The sequence below is a fragment of the Pseudomonas sp. PDM30 genome, assembly GCF_019218985.1.
In the GTDB taxonomy this organism is placed as follows: Bacteria; Pseudomonadota; Gammaproteobacteria; order Pseudomonadales; family Pseudomonadaceae; genus Aquipseudomonas; species Aquipseudomonas jessenii.
Genome location: NZ_JAHUWM010000004.1, coordinates 454,845 through 469,316, shown reverse-complemented (window position 1 = coordinate 469,316; position 14,472 = coordinate 454,845). Strand labels below are relative to the sequence as shown.

General features: G+C 52.6%; 10 protein-coding genes. 4 read left to right on the top strand and 6 right to left on the bottom strand.

Going from position 1 to position 14,472, the window contains the following annotated elements; all coding sequences use genetic code 11:
• Positions 1 to 5 precede the first annotated feature (5 nt).
• The gene (locus KW840_RS12665) at positions 6 to 1,064 is read right to left on the bottom strand and encodes a YhcG family protein (RefSeq protein ID WP_057712420.1); all 1,059 of its coding nucleotides are present in this window, start codon (positions 1,062 to 1,064) and stop codon (positions 6 to 8) included.
• Positions 1,065 to 1,317: 253 nt separating this feature from the next.
• Here KW840_RS12665 and KW840_RS12660 point away from each other — a divergent pair, with 253 nt between their 5' ends.
• Positions 1,318 to 1,767: a hypothetical protein gene (locus tag KW840_RS12660; RefSeq protein ID WP_057712419.1), complete on the top strand. Its 450-nt coding sequence runs from the start codon at positions 1,318 to 1,320 to the stop codon at positions 1,765 to 1,767.
• 318 nt (positions 1,768 to 2,085) lie between these two features.
• On the opposite strand, the gene KW840_RS29005 is transcribed toward KW840_RS12660, so the two are convergent.
• A complete protein-coding gene (locus KW840_RS29005; protein WP_218495313.1) occupies positions 2,086 to 4,248 on the bottom strand; it encodes a calcium-binding protein in 2,163 nt (720 codons plus the stop codon).
• Between the two features lie 1,007 nt (positions 4,249 to 5,255).
• On the opposite strand from KW840_RS29005, the gene KW840_RS12650 reads away from it, so the two are divergent.
• The gene (locus KW840_RS12650) at positions 5,256 to 7,055 is read left to right on the top strand and encodes a hypothetical protein (RefSeq protein WP_218495312.1); all 1,800 of its coding nucleotides are present in this window, start codon (positions 5,256 to 5,258) and stop codon (positions 7,053 to 7,055) included.
• A 793-nt stretch (positions 7,056 to 7,848) separates the two neighbouring features.
• On the opposite strand, the gene KW840_RS12645 is transcribed toward KW840_RS12650, so the two are convergent.
• The 3 genes from KW840_RS12645 to KW840_RS12635 all read right to left on the bottom strand — a co-directional run bounded on the left by KW840_RS12645 (position 7,849) and on the right by KW840_RS12635 (position 10,027).
• Positions 7,849 to 8,667 carry a hypothetical protein gene (locus KW840_RS12645; protein ID WP_218495311.1) on the bottom strand — a complete coding sequence of 273 codons (819 nt, stop codon included), beginning with the start codon at positions 8,665 to 8,667 and terminating at the stop codon, positions 7,849 to 7,851.
• Positions 8,668 to 8,764: 97 nt separating this feature from the next.
• Positions 8,765 to 9,235: a hypothetical protein gene (locus KW840_RS12640; RefSeq protein ID WP_218495310.1), complete on the bottom strand. Its 471-nt coding sequence runs from the start codon at positions 9,233 to 9,235 to the stop codon at positions 8,765 to 8,767.
• A gap of 30 nt (positions 9,236 to 9,265) precedes the next feature.
• Positions 9,266 to 10,027 (bottom strand): HNH endonuclease, encoded by a 762-nt coding sequence (locus KW840_RS12635; protein WP_218495309.1) that lies wholly within the window; start codon positions 10,025 to 10,027, stop codon positions 9,266 to 9,268.
• Positions 10,028 to 10,976: 949 nt separating this feature from the next.
• On the opposite strand from KW840_RS12635, the gene KW840_RS12630 reads away from it, so the two are divergent.
• Positions 10,977 to 12,053 (top strand): type IV toxin-antitoxin system AbiEi family antitoxin, encoded by a 1,077-nt coding sequence (locus KW840_RS12630; RefSeq protein WP_256353267.1) that lies wholly within the window; start codon positions 10,977 to 10,979, stop codon positions 12,051 to 12,053.
• The gene (locus tag KW840_RS28465; protein ID WP_256353266.1) at positions 12,038 to 12,952 is read left to right on the top strand and encodes a hypothetical protein; all 915 of its coding nucleotides are present in this window, start codon (positions 12,038 to 12,040) and stop codon (positions 12,950 to 12,952) included. Before KW840_RS12630 ends, KW840_RS28465 begins: the two co-directional genes overlap by 16 nt.
• 771 nt (positions 12,953 to 13,723) lie before the next feature.
• On the opposite strand, the gene KW840_RS12620 is transcribed toward KW840_RS28465, so the two are convergent.
• The gene (locus tag KW840_RS12620; RefSeq protein WP_218495307.1) at positions 13,724 to 14,467 is read right to left on the bottom strand and encodes a hypothetical protein; all 744 of its coding nucleotides are present in this window, start codon (positions 14,465 to 14,467) and stop codon (positions 13,724 to 13,726) included.
• Between the last annotated feature and the right edge of the window lie 5 nt (positions 14,468 to 14,472).

Below are 14,472 nucleotides of genomic sequence, written 5' to 3'. Positions count from 1 at the left end.
TGGCCTCAACGCAGTGGTTGGTCGAGCCGTCGTTCTTCAAGTGCCATCCGCTCCCGATCCAGTGCATTACGGAGTTCCTCTTCGCTCGGCAGGACAAGCTTGTACTTGCTGGCGAGCAGTTGCTCGTTTCCTTCCTGCACTGAGTAATGCACCACGGATTCATCCTTTTGCGCACAGAGAATGATGCCGACGGTGGGGCTGTCCTGCGCGCTGCGTTTCAGGTCGTCGTACATACTCACGTACATGTCCATCTGCCCCAGGTCCTGATGGGTCAGTTCACCGCGCTTGATATCGAAGATGACGAAGCACTTGAGCAAGTAGTTGTAGAACACCAGATCGATGTAGAAGTCTTTGCTGTCGGTGCTGATGCGTTGTTGGCGGGCAATGAATGCGAAACCCTTGCCCAGTTCCAGCAAGAAGCCCTGCAATTGTTCGATCAGCGCTTGTTCGATCTCGCTTTCCTGAAGCTTGCCGGCATTGGGTAAACCAAGAAACTCCAGTACCACCGGATCACGGATGAAATCCCGAGGGCTGGCCTTCATGTTTTGAATGTGGGTGGCGGCCTCTTGCTTGACGCTGCCGCGATCGCGGCTCGCCAGCAGGCGTTCGTAATACAACGTATTGATCTGGCGCTCCAGCGCTCGGCTTGACCAGTTTTGGGTAGCTGATTCGTTCATGTACCAAAGACGAGCGCTGTCGTTGTCGACCCGAAGCAGGTGGCGGTAGTGGGTCCAGCTCAATTCGTGACGCAGTGCGTCACGAATTGGAAAGGCTTGATAGAACAGACGCATGTACCGAAGGTTGGAAGCGTCAAATCCCTTTCCGAACTCCGCAGTTAGCGTTTTGGCCAAGGTCGACGGTAACTCTTTGCCATACCTGACCCGTCGCGCGCCGTTCTGTTCGAACTCAACTATGTGCCGACCAGTTTGCCAACAGGTTTGCACTTGCACGGTGTCGGCCGCCCGAAGCACTTTCTGGCGTGCCTGAAGGATCAATTTGCCAAGGTTGCCAAGCAGTGATGCGAGATAGGGGTCGTGAGTGTCGTTGGGGGTGGGGGCTGTCATGAGGTCTTCCGCAGCAGGTTGAACAGCGAAAGAGAATGACAAGAGAGCCCCTTCGAAGATGCCGGGAGTTGCTGAGAAACAGGCAGGAAATACCGGGCTCTTCGGCAGGACGGGTCTAAATCCGGGCGAGGGCTGAGGAACAAATGGCGTAGTACGTTTCGTACTCAGGCCAAATCAATCTAAAACCCCTCCCTGCGACTGGAAATCCAAAGGATGTAACGATTGGGTTCCGCAGAACCCGGGAGTCGTCATCATGAAATACCTCCATACACTCCTGTTGCCCCTCACCGCTGCAGGCATGCTGATGTTTCCAGCGATGACACCTGCCGCCAGCCTTGAGCCCATCGACAGCCAGGGGGTGCAGGTGCAAAGCCAGGAGCAAAACGGCATCACCTACCTGTCCGGCGGTATCGGCGAGGATGAGTCCAAGGCCATCCAGCAGACCACTGGCTACAACCTGCACATGACGTTCTCTGTCGGGACGGGAAATGAATACACTTCTGACGTGAATGTAGTTATTCAGAAAGCCCCGGGGCAGACCGTACTGACGCTCAATGACGCCGGTCCGCTGGTTTACGTGAAACTGCCTGCCGGTAAATATACGGTCATTGCGACGCGTAACGGCGAAACACGGCAGGACGTTGCCGATGTTGGCAATGGTGCAGCCCGTAACCTGGTTTTCCACTGGAATGATGCGAGTTAACGAGAGGCTCTGAACCCTGAGTCCTGCGACTCAGGGTTTATCGTGATTAACACCCGCATACGCTTGGATGAGTGCAACGCGTAAAGGGTTGGTTTCTACGCTCAGCAGCTTGATGGCCAAGGCGCAGCAGACCACGATCAACATGGGTTTGAATGGGCCAGATGACTTCAAAACGTTCCGGACTTACCGAAGGAGTATTGGAGCGGTGGCTGGAGTTGCAAGCCAAATGGTTCGCCATTCCCACTGATCCTGCTACCGCAAGAAAAACAAAAGGCTACCCAAGATAGCCTTTTGTTATGCCAGTACGATCACCCTCTATCAGGCAATCAGGTCGGCAGTTTGCAGGTTGCTCACCCCCACCAATTGAATTTCGAACTCGGCGGCAGTGTCGGCGTCGGTGCTGCCGTAGAGGATGCCGCCGGCGAACCGTAGCTGCCCTGCGGCATTGCTGCTGAAGGCGCTGGAGCCGATGAAGCTGAACGCATCGTTGGCCGCCGTCGCCAGGTTGGCGTCCAGGGTCGACAGGTCGATCTTGTCGCCTTCGATGGTCTTGAAGTCGCCAATGACATCGCGCAGGGCGGCGCCCAGGCCCATTTCACTCAAGGCATTGAAGTCGAATTTGTCGGCCCCGGTGCCACCGTAAAGCTTGTCCAGACCCGTGCCGCCGATCAGCAGGTCGTTGCCGGCTCCACCGGTGAGCGTGTCGTTACCGGCACCGCCGGTGAGGGTGTTGGCAAGCGCATTGCCGGTCAGCTTGTCGTGATAGTTGCTGCCCGTGAGGTTTTCGAAGTTCAACAGGGTGTCGGAACCGGAACCACCGGTGGCTTGCACGGTGGTCAGCCCCAGGTTGGCCGTGACCGCCGCAGTGGCGTAGGCATAAGACGCGGTATCGATACCGGCGCCACCGTTGAGGATGTTGTTGCCGGCCCCGGCGTCGAAGACGTTGTTGAGGCTGTTACCGGTGCCGTTGGCAATGCCGGTCGACAGCAGGCGCAGGTTCTCGACGTTGTCACCCAGGGTGTAGGCCCCAAGGAAGCTGTAGACGCTATCGGTGCCGCCGGTGCTGGCCGTGGCATTGGTTTCGCTGACGACATCGCCGGCATTGTCGACGTAGTAGCGGTCGGAGCCATCGCCGCCGATCAGGCGGTCGGCACCGGCGGCGCCATTGAGTGAGTCATTGCCGACACCGCCGTTCAGATGATCATTGGCGCGGCCACCTGTAAGCGTGTCGTTGCCCGCGCCACCGTCGATGATCACGCTGCCGGCGCTGGTCCAGGTCAGGGTGTTGGCCGAGGCATCGCCTGTCAGGCTGGAAACCTTGTTGCCGCTCGCGTCAAAACGCTGGGTATAAACGTCAACTTGCCCATTGACCACCGTGGATTCCCAGGCAACCACATAGCCGCCATCGGCCAATGTAGTCACCTGGGAGAACAATTGATTGCCGGTGGTGACGGTGTTGATGCGGGTTTCGGTACCCACCTTGACGCCGCTGGCATTGAAGAGTTGGCAGAAGATGCCATTTGCATCACCGGTGCCTTGGCCTGCCCAGGTCACCAGATAACCGCCATCCGTCATGGCGGTGACGTTAGGTTCTTCCTGATTGCCTGCGGTGGTGGTGTTGACCCGGGTTTCTGCACCCACTTTTACGCCAGCGGCATTGAAAAGCTGCGCGTAGATGTCGCCAGGGGCATCGGTTTCGTCGTTGCCATCGCCATCATCGGGAGCCGATTGCCAGGTGACGACGTAGTTACCGCTACTCAGAACCTTGACGACGGGGTCTGTCTGATCGTCGGCCACCCTGGTATTGATGCGGATTTCTCCACCCGATTTGCTGCCGTCGGCCTTGAACCGCTGACCGAAGATGCCGGATGTATCGCCTGTTCCGTTACCTTCCCAAACCACCATGATGCCGCCATCGGCAAGGCCGGTGACAGTAGGGCCATCCTGGTCGTACTGAGTGGTGGTAGAGACGCGTGTTTCTACGCCCACCTTTGCCCCACTGGCGTTATAGCGCTGCAGGTAACCGCCCCAGCCGCTGCCGTCCTGACCGTACGAAGCCCAGGACACCACAAAACCGCCGTCCTTGAGCGCGGTGATCTGCGCACTGTCCTGCATGCCGTTTCTGGTTGTGTTGACGATTGACTCACTTCCAACCTTGACGCCATTGGCGTTGTAGATCTGGACGGCGATGTCCGACATATCGTCGAAGGTATCCGATTGCCAGGCGACTACGTAGCCGCCGTTGGCCAATGCGGTAATGGTGGGATCTTCCTGTGCGCTGTTTGTAACGCTATTGACGAGGGCTGGCCCGCCTACCTTCACGCCACTGGCGTTATAGCGCTGGGTGTAGATGTAATCGGTGGTGCTTGTTCCCTGATCGCTCCACGCCACGATGTAACCGCCATCTTTCAGAGCCGTGAGGGAGGGCTCGGAATGATAGCCAGTTGTAGGATTGACGCGGATTTCGCCCAGGGTTGGCATTTGCAAATTCCTTTTACGCAAAGAGAAGGCGGGAATGACCGGCAGTTTACAGGGCAAAACGATGGCGTCAAACTGCCATCATTCGGGCGATCAGAGCGGTAGCTTCGGACTGCTGGCCCCTGCCAGCTGTGTTTCGAACCAGGCGGCCGAGTCGGCGTCGCTGGAGGTGGCTTGGGCGAGTTCTCGGCGATAGCTTCAAGAATCTCGAAAGCTGTTTTTTTGAGAGGAGGGTGTGGGAAAGGCTGGGAGGATGGGTCTGGGAAAGTATTAAGGAGCCTGGTCCGGAAATGGTCCGGCGGCCATTGAATCGCAGGCAATAAAAAACCCCAAGGAATCATCTTCGCTTGGGGTTTTTCGGTATTTTGGTGCCAGAGACGGAATAGAACCGTTAGCTGTAGGCCGTGTAAATAAAGGGTTTTTGTGGTTTGGGTAATTTGCTTGCCCCCAAATCTGCCCCCAAAAAGAATTATGCCAATACTTGACTTGGATAGATGGCACGTCGGGGGGAGCGTTTCTTCAAACGACACCCTACAGAAGCAGTATTTTTTCACTGATCAATTTCGAAGCGCAAACATAGAGATGCGTGCTGATGCATCTGGTTTGCCGCCAGCACAAAAACGTTAATGCACTGACTGCCCACTGTTTGCATCTGACTGAACTAGTCACACCATGGTGACGACCAGCTGCAGGCGACCCAGAACGATTTTCATGACCAGCAGCAATCGGCCAAAAGTGATCGTTCAAAATGGCGCCACCTCCTGTCAAACGTAGCGACTCGCAAAGGACGCTTTCGGCAAAAAGTAACTAGTCGATCGTTCTCCAACATCTGGGAGGGTTTCACGCCGCGCAAAATCCTGATGAGCGGCCAAAATCCAGCTACATTTTCTTAGTAGCGAATGTGTAGTGCTGATGGCTTAGCTCTAGCTACATAAAGGTGCTTTGTTTTTGGGTTTTATATGTGACCCTAATTTCAGTTCATAGGTGACAGATTTTAAAGGGAAGAAGGAATGTCCACAAAGACCGGTGAAGCTATTCATGGTGTTTATGATGAAGCAAAGAACTTCCTAATAATTGGTCTTACTGGGCGTACCGGTTCAGGCTGCTCAACTGCGGCTAGTAAGTTGGGCGCCCCGAACTTTGACTTTCCAGTTGATGGCTATGAAGGTCTTACTGAAAACGAACTTAAAAAACATAAAATAATACACAAATACTTAAAAGGTGATGAATGGGTTCCGTTTTATAAGCTCGAGGCAAGATCGATAATTACATATCATCTCTTGTTGTTGGGTAGAGATTCTTTTATATCGTTCTTGCTAAGCGTCGCTGGAGCAGGGATTTCTCAAGAAGAAGCGGCTGTGACTTATGATGATTCTAATTCGGTGCGAGAGGAACTTTTTCGACTTCACTCGTTTAACGGAAAGGTTGAGCCGGGTGAGATTGAGTCTTGGATGGAGCTGTACTTTTCAACGCTACCCGCTGTCACTGAGAGAGTAAAAAACAATTTAGGAGTAGCGAGCTTCACTAAGCTCTACCAAGGCGCGGGGGACAATATCAGATCATCGGGCTTTGCAGATAGCAATGTTTTTGATGTTGAGATGCTATTTAACTTCCCCAAGCACTTAAATTTTATAATTAAGCTTGTTCATAAATTTACGAAGTCAAAGGGAGTGCCATGCAGAATTGTCATAGATGCAATCAGAAATCCGTATGAAGCATTTTTTCTGAAAAGAAGGTATGCGAATTTTTACTTGGTGTCGATCAATACATCAAACGCTAAAAGGCTTAGCAGCCTACATGAATATAGAAAGCTTACAATAAAAGAAATATCTGACCTTGATAATAAGGAGTATCCGGGAAAAATATCCGGAGTCAGTAAGTTTATTGCGCAAAATATTCAGGCATGTATCGAGATTTCTGATATTCATATTCACAACTCAAAATTTAGTGAGTTCAATCAGAATGATTTGGTGAGTCAGCTAGCGTGGTATCTGGCACTTATGATGCACCCAGGCTTAGTGATGCCAACGTCGGTTGAGAACTGTATGCAAATAGCGTACACAGTAAAGCAAAGTTCAGGGTGCATATCGCGACAGGTTGGGGCCGTAGTAACTGATGATAGCTACAGCGTTAAGTGTGTCGGTTGGAATAGCACTCCTCAAGGACAAACCCCGTGCTTGTTGAGAAGCGCTGAAGACTTGCTGGGAGGAGTTAATGGCGGTGATTATAGTGAGTATGAGCGAAACGATAATGTTTTTCGCAAGGCATTAAGTGATAAGTATTTTGAATTGATTAAATCCGGTGCTACTCAAAAGCGAAATATTCCATTTTGTTTTAAGAGTATACAAAATGAAATTGAGGGTGAAAAAAATCAGGTTCATACTAGGTCGCTGCACGCAGAAGAAAATGCTTTTTTACAAATAGCAAAAAATGGTGGGCAAAAACTTTTTGGTGGCATTCTGTTTACTACTGCTAGTCCCTGCGAGCTTTGCGCGAAAAAAGCTTATCAGTTAGGTGTTGTGAAGATTATATACATTGACCCTTATCCTGGCATCGCTACTGAGCACATTCTTTCTGTAGGTGCAAAACAGCCAGTGCTCGAGTTGTTTCGTGGAGCGGTCGGTCGTGCTTTTTATCAGCTATATCAACCTTTGATGCCTTATAAAGATGAGTTGGAGTTACTTTTCTCTATTCCTTCTTATCATAATCCTGAAAGTCCATCAAAAAACTTCCTAGCGCAAGAAAATAAAAAACTACTTGCCGAGGTCGATGCCTTGAGAGATGAGTTACGTAGAATAAAAGAAAGTTGACTATCTGAGATAGCCAGCCAGTTGCTATCTTTTACAGTCAATGCCATCACCAGCCTTAGTGCAGCAACGTAGAGGCTGGTTCGTGGGTTAATGAAGTCGCCATCGTCCAAATCTCTCGCGGCCACTCCCTATCGCGATTGTCCGTCATCCAATGTGTGACTGATTTCAAAAAACGGGGGAACGGGGGAACAGTGGGAACAGCCAATGTTTCCGGGGGCTTTGGCGGGGGAACTTGTACCCCAGCGTTTTTTGGGGGGAACAGAAACACGCAGATCGGCGGACAACGACTTGAGTTAACCAGTTAACCTAGAGTTAACTGAGTAATTTAGTCGGTTAATTCATAGGTCCACATCTTGAAAGCTGCGGCCCGCTTAGCTCTCAGGCGATTTAGTCGGTCAATTCAAGCGGTTAACCAGTTAACCAAGTAATTTAGTTGGTTAACTCCTTAGTTAACCGCTCTGAAAGCCACGGCCCGCTTGCTTCTCAGGCGAATTGGCGGTTAGCTGAGTTAACCTGGGAAAATGCTTAGTTAACCGGGCTACAGGCCACGGCCGGTAAGGCTTTCAGCCCAGTTAACCAACCGAGTTAACCAGTTAACTAACTTTGGCGGGGTGCCGCTAACGAATTTGCGCGAGTCTTCGCACCCGTCTCTGGTCCAATTTGTCAGGGTCCCCCGGCGTATTTCTGGAAGAGGGAGGCCGTTGTCTTGTGTCGTGCTGCGCAATTGCACTGCACTTCACCGCCCCCATTGGTGTCTCGGCCAGCGAACGTCTGGGTCAGAAGCGTGGGGCTATCACTTAGTTTCCGCGGCGGCCTCCCGCTGCCTATTGATGCGGGTTTCAAGCTCGTCCGCCAGCCCCTTCGGCATGTTGTCAGAGGCAGTGGGGAACCGCTCTTCCGGCGGCGTTCCCCGACCAATACATCCATTCTCGAAATTGATAGTGGCAATGGCGGAGCATCGGTCAGCGTTAGCCCTCAACAGAGCGAAGAGCTCGCCTGCGTCTAACGGAACCGCTTGAATCGCGAAGCGCCCATCAGATTGAAGGATGTGAAAACGTACTTCTGTGCGCGGCCCCGGTTTTTTTTGAATGATATAGCTGAGCATTTCCAGAGAACTTCGGTAGGAGTCATCCTCATCTAAGAGCGGCACCACATCAAATGTGAGTAATTTATTGCCGGGTTGAATTATGGCGTCCGCGTCATTCCTCAGCCGTACTTTTGTGGCCGCAGCTAGGTAATCACTGTCAACCCATGCCCTAATGAGCGACGCGGGTGCATCCCCACTGTTGACGGCAATAACCCTTAATGTAGTGCCATCAACCGAAGGCATGGTTAACGCTGCCTGTGAGTGAGGTGTGTGAACAAGTTTGTGCAGAGCAGGAGCCGCGATTCCCATCACAGATATGAGAGCGGTAAGAAGGGCAAGTGCGGTGGTGGAAAAGGGAACGAAGCTGCGCCAATCCTGGTAGGAGTTACATTTTGAGCAAATCCGCGCACTACTTGGAATCGGGTTTCGGCATTGTTTGCAGAGAGCGGACTGTATTTCCGACTCTGCTGCTAGCACTTGATTCGGACAGGAAAGCTGGTCCTGCTTTGGGTTGGTATCTGTCATCGCGTTCCTCTAGGGTTGCCTTGGGCAAGTGAAGTGCAAGCTGTTAGAGCGGCTGAGCTCATTGACCTCTCGATCATCGATGAGCCATCACTGCAGATCAATCTGCTCGATTCGCATAGGCTTCGCGAACCTTGGAGTGGCCTAACACCACCGCTTGCAGGATCACCAACCCTCGTCGAAGTAATTCTTCGCTCCTTTTTGGGGCGAACCAGCGACCGTTGAATTTTCCCCCATGGAACAAGTTGTTTCTTACTCTGCACACGAGGCGCAGAACTAGTTCTGCTTGGTTCTGATGGTCAGGAAGCGTCGTTGACCAACTGAGGGCTCCGTCTACCAACACTTGTTTTTTGGGGGGATAGGTAAGGTAGTACTGGATCGCATCTTCAGTTTCCTGATTCGGAGGCATGTCAAAAACTGCGATGACCTGCGCCGCGAAGGTACCCCAATCGGCTTTTGGGTTACTCGGGGAACCCTCCAGAAGCCCAACGGCCTTGAGGCAATACTCGCAGCGCGCGAACTCGTGAAAAAACGAATAGGCAAAGCGATCCAATTCGGTGGGAGTGCTCACGTTGCGGTGTCCTCCACTGCTTGCGGGGGCCTAAGGCACCTTGTGGACGTTCGTATTGTGGTACGCCAGATAGAGGCCGCTAACGGAGTGTCCCTCCGTTGGGCGGAGGTCGGCTTGGCTGAGAGGGCGCACTCCATAATCGAGCTCGGCGTGGTGATTCGGGCACACGCAGACGATGTTCTCTAACACGTCCGGTCCATTATGGGGTGCCCCCAGTGGCTGAACATGATGAGCTTCGGCGTATCGGCTCCCATCAGACAGCACGATCGTGTGACCGCAAAGTTGGCATTGATAGTTGTGTAGTTGCTTGACTCGTCGCGCCAGCAATGTGTCGCGAATGATTCGATAGGTTGTTACCTCTGTACGGTCAACTGGATCTTCAATATCGATAGCCGCAGGCGATTCTGGAGCTGTCTCCAGCGGGAGGTATGGCGACCAATCGAAGCTTTTCGATTTCTTAATTTCCTCCCTCCACCAGACGAAGTCCTCGGGCTGTCGACCAAACAAATCAAAGTAGCCTTTACCTGGCATCAATGAGGTGCGATCAATTACCAAACCAGTGATCGCTGGCTTGCCAGTTCCATGCGTCCATTCAGCAAGAGAAACGAGGCCTTGTGCCTTGAGGCTCTCGCCAAATTTTTCTCGCAGCTGAGGCAGGCCGAGACGATCATGCGCTTCCTTGTAGCCGATGAAGGTTTGTGGATTTTCAGGGTTTGCAGAGGGTAGTTTGGCGACTAGGAGCGCCAACAGTCTCTGGCCCTGAGCATCGAGAGCGATAGTAATAGAAGACATATGAACAGTCCTTTGTGCAGAATCGATGCGCAACGGTATCAATATAGCATCACACGTTATAAAGGCCTTGTGGTGGTCGGTGGGGTTTAGCTGCTTGAGCCGCTAATCGGGAATTGGAAACGGGCAGCTGCTGTAAAGTGCCTATGGCACGAAGATCAAATAACGGTGGAACCGAAGGAAGGCGGTTGCCAGCTAGTGATTATGAGCTAGCTGCATTGGCAGACGGCTTTGTTGGGCTAATCCCGGCGCTAGTGGATTGCCCCTTCGCACCTATGCTTGGGATCTGAGCAACGTAGTTCGCAAGCTGGTTGAAGTGAAGGGCAGTGGAGGAGGCAGAATGGTTTGGGGATTTGTCGTAGGGTTGGCTGTTGCAGGCTCGGCTTGGCTTCTTAACGGTGGCCCGCCCCAGATTCTTCTGGAGCTGCTCGGATTACCATCTAAGGTGTTCTTAGCAACTTTGATACTGGGCACTCTCTGGACTCTCGCACTGCTAGTTGCGCCCAACAAATTACGAGGCAGGCGATCGGCCCTTACAGCCTTGCTGGAGCGCCTGGCGAGTGTATTACTGAGACCCGCTTGCGCCCTATCTGCCATTGGCCTGGTCGCACAATTTCACGCATTCTGGATCTCGGAGCCGGCCGCTCACCTCCAAGGCGTAGCGCTGAGCGTGTCGGTTAGTGTATGCCTTGCCCTGTGCAGTTATTCGATCAGTAGCCTTGCTGATGGGCTTGCGGGCTATCAAGCAATCGAGCGTACTTAGCCGGGGAAGACAGGCTAAAAAAGAACCTAATCTTAGCGAAATTCGCATGTTTAGCTGTTCAGCTAAAGACTATCTTTGAGCTAAGATTTAGCCTCAATCAGTACTTTTGCTGTCCAGCTAATGAAAGGGTTTGAGCTAAAATTTATGGACCGACACCTAAATTGGGCCTCAAAGCTTGAGTGGCAGGTCATGGAAGCCTTGGCTGACAGCCTGACTGAAGCCTTTGGAGCTGACACCCACGTTCGAGTCTACTCGGGGCATGAGGCCATCACAGATGTTTCGGTGACTCCAGACGTTGTGATCGAACTGGAAAGGCTATCTAAGCGACTCAGAATCTTTGTTGAGGTGATCAGCAGCGGCTATCCACGTGACATTCGAGATGCTGTTTGGCGTCTGGATGCATTCACGAATCAACGTTCCAGCTCTTATGACTCGATCAGAATGATTGCCGCGGAGTCCCTTAGTCCGGGCGCAAAAAAGGAGCTAAAAGAACGAGATATAGCCTTCTTCGAGCTAGGGGGGAGTCTATATCTCAAGCATGAGTATTGGTTGATCAATATACAAAAGCCATCCAAACCATCTGCATCAAAGCGAGCTGTGCAGCTCTTCACCGGTGCTCGTGAAAGCGTTATCCATGCGCTTCTCGTACACAATCATGAGTGGCTTACGGGAACTGAGCTTTCGGAGCTGGCAGAAACGTCCCAATACACCTGCTCTCTAGTCCTGCAAGAGCTAACTAATCGCGAATGGTCCGAATCTGTAGGGGGTGGACCGACCAGGCGAAGAAGGCTTGTGGAGCCGGGAGCACTCCTGGATGCTTGGGCAGCCCAATGGCAGAGGCGCCAAGAGGAGACGACTAAGTGGTACACATTCGTTGAAGACCCAAAGCTGCTGTTGGCCCGACTCACAGAACTGGTAGCCCGGCAGGATATCGATTTTCCGTGGGCGTTTACCGGTACGGCTGCGGCAAATGTATTCGCACCGCTTCTAACAAGCACAGATAACGCAGAAATCATCGTGCCTGCAGGATACGCGGAGCATATGGCTAGGGCGCTCAACCTGAAGCCTGTCACGAAAGGGGCTAACGTAACCCTCATAGAGCGCGATGGAGCGAGCTTGCTATTTCGAGACGAACACCCGGATTATCCTGCATTTTTTGCGAGCCCCTACGTCCTGTATCTGGACCTATTGAACGGGCGCGGGCGAAATAAAGAACTGGCTGAGCACATTAGAGACAAATTGGAGGCGCAATGGGCAAGGAACTGAAACCCCGCACAGCAGCTGGGTACAACGCTGATGTTACGGTCGCTTGCGAGAGAACTCTGCTAACGCTTCTCAGCGCCTTTGGGAATTTGAAAGACACCTTGCGCTTGGTCGGTGGGTTAGTGCCGCGCTATCTCACCCCAGAGGCGCCGCCTGAAGTTCCCTCGCATGCTGGAACCTCGGACGTCGATATCGTGTTGAACCTTGAGGTTTTGGCTGAGGGGGATGAGTACAGGAGCCTTGCTGAGCAATTGAAAGGACGTGGATTTGTCCGTTGGGTAGAGGACGGGAAGGTCGCTTCTTGGCGCTGGCGCAGGAAGGTTGACGAACATATCGAGGTGGTCGTTGAGCTTCTTCGGGATGCCGGTGAAGAGAATCCAGGTAGAACGGTTAATGTCAGCGGTGAAGCAGTATCAGCGCTTACGATCAAGCACGCCAAGATCGTGCACGATTGGTATCAAGAAAGAACGGTATCCGCTCAGTTACTCGACGGTGGCGGGTTATCCGTGGACCAGGTGCGTTTTGCGGATGTACCCGCCTTTGTGATTCTGAAGGCAATCGCCCTTGACCAGAGGCAGGAGAATAAGGACGCGGCGGACCTCATCCACGTTCTGCGATATTCCGGTTCAATTGAAAAGGTTGCTGGGCTTTTCGTAGACCGTATTCGTTCAGGAATGCATATGGCTGCTGTTAGCGATGGTATGGCCGCATTAAAGCGCCGATTCTGCGATGACGAATACGGAGAGGGCTTCGAAAAGGTAGGAGCAGTCGCATACGCGAGATTCCATGGTACTGATGATGACGACGACCAGGTAAGAACACAGCGTTATGCAGCAGGGCTTGTTCAGGCATTACTTGAACAGATCGACACGCAGCTAGAGGCAGTCAAGGAACCAGCCTAGCGTGAACGCGGGGCGGCGATATTGTGTCTGCCGCCCAAAGCTACTGCGAAGCACTGATTTGTCCCCTACTTGGGGGCAATCCAAGAAACTCAGTTTTCGTTAGATGACATCAACATTCTAGGTGTTCAGGGAGCCATCCTCATGGTCGCACGTCACTGATGTTGCGAAAGGGTGTCCGAGCCTGTGACCAATGTCTGCCGACAGAGTTAGGCACTCAGCGATAGGCGCTTTAAAATCCTCTCGTATGGTTGTTTTCTGAAAGACCTTGCGGGCCTTGCTCTGGAAGGGCTCCAGTGGATTACCAGAATCTCCGGATCTAACACCGGTCAACCTGAGCCGTGTCCAAATTGCACCCGTGTCTAACCGGCGGATGGGCGTCATTCAGTCTGGCCATCCCGTTAATGGCTGTTTTCGCCATCGAGGGCAGCCAATCGGCGATACATCAACCTAGGCCATTCACTCATCGACATGGCTGGCCAGAGTCGTTGCGATGAACAGGACCGCAAACCCCATAGGGTGCGAGGCTTGCGGTGATCGACTAAACAACAACCAACCACCGAAAAAAGGTCATATATACCGAAGGCGCGGGGCCCGAATTACCCCCTAGGCCCACCCCTTCGGGAGGACCCATTGATATCTTTTCCTGTGTGCAGCCCGCTCCTATCGGTTGGCGCATGCAACTGGATCGCAGGCAGGTATTGGGTATAGTCGTTGTGCCATCCTCCCATGGGATTGATCCAGACAACGCCTACAAGACTTTCCGTTTCTGGTCTACGCGGGTGAAGGTGTGGACACGGAGGGCAAGGTGTCCAGCGCGGGCATCTCGGTACTCTCCTCCGGTGCTCCCTGACTAGGCTCTTCCAAGTCGTAGGCGGCCATGTCCAGATAACGTTTTACGCAACCCTTCTCATAGGTAGCGCTGTGAATGCCGTCCAAAACCATCCAGTAAATGAACAGCGCGACTATGCCCAGCATCAAAAATACCCAACCCTTACCCAACGTAAAGAATGTCGTGGTTTTGATGAGCTCGGTGCAAATGGCGATCATAAAAGCAATGAGTGAGGCAAAGCCCAGGTTCTGCGACAGCGCCGGCCTTGTCGGTTTGACGGTCAGGTCCGCATATTCCGATAACTCCCGAATCTTCGCGACCGTATAGCCCTCATCGCGCAGCTGCTCCAGGAAGAAGGCATAACAAAGAATATTTTCCTTTCCCAGCGAGGATTGACGGTCGATAGAGTGTTCCGCGAACTGTCGCGGATAAACAGTGCGAAGTGCTTTGATGCGAGTGAAATAGAGCGCTAGCGCCCAAGGAAAAAGGGCTATGTAGGCGTAGGGAATCAGCGTCGGGTTCTTGATGCCAAAGCCCGCGAACACAACGAGCAGTATCGTTGAAGCCGCGGTCGTCCACATGGACCATAACCTGCGAGCATTTTCGCGCTTGAATAATAGTTTGTTGGGTTGTTTGCGACTGCGTTTGTAGAGGACCTTGAGGTCAGCCCATTCCATGAGTTTCATGACTA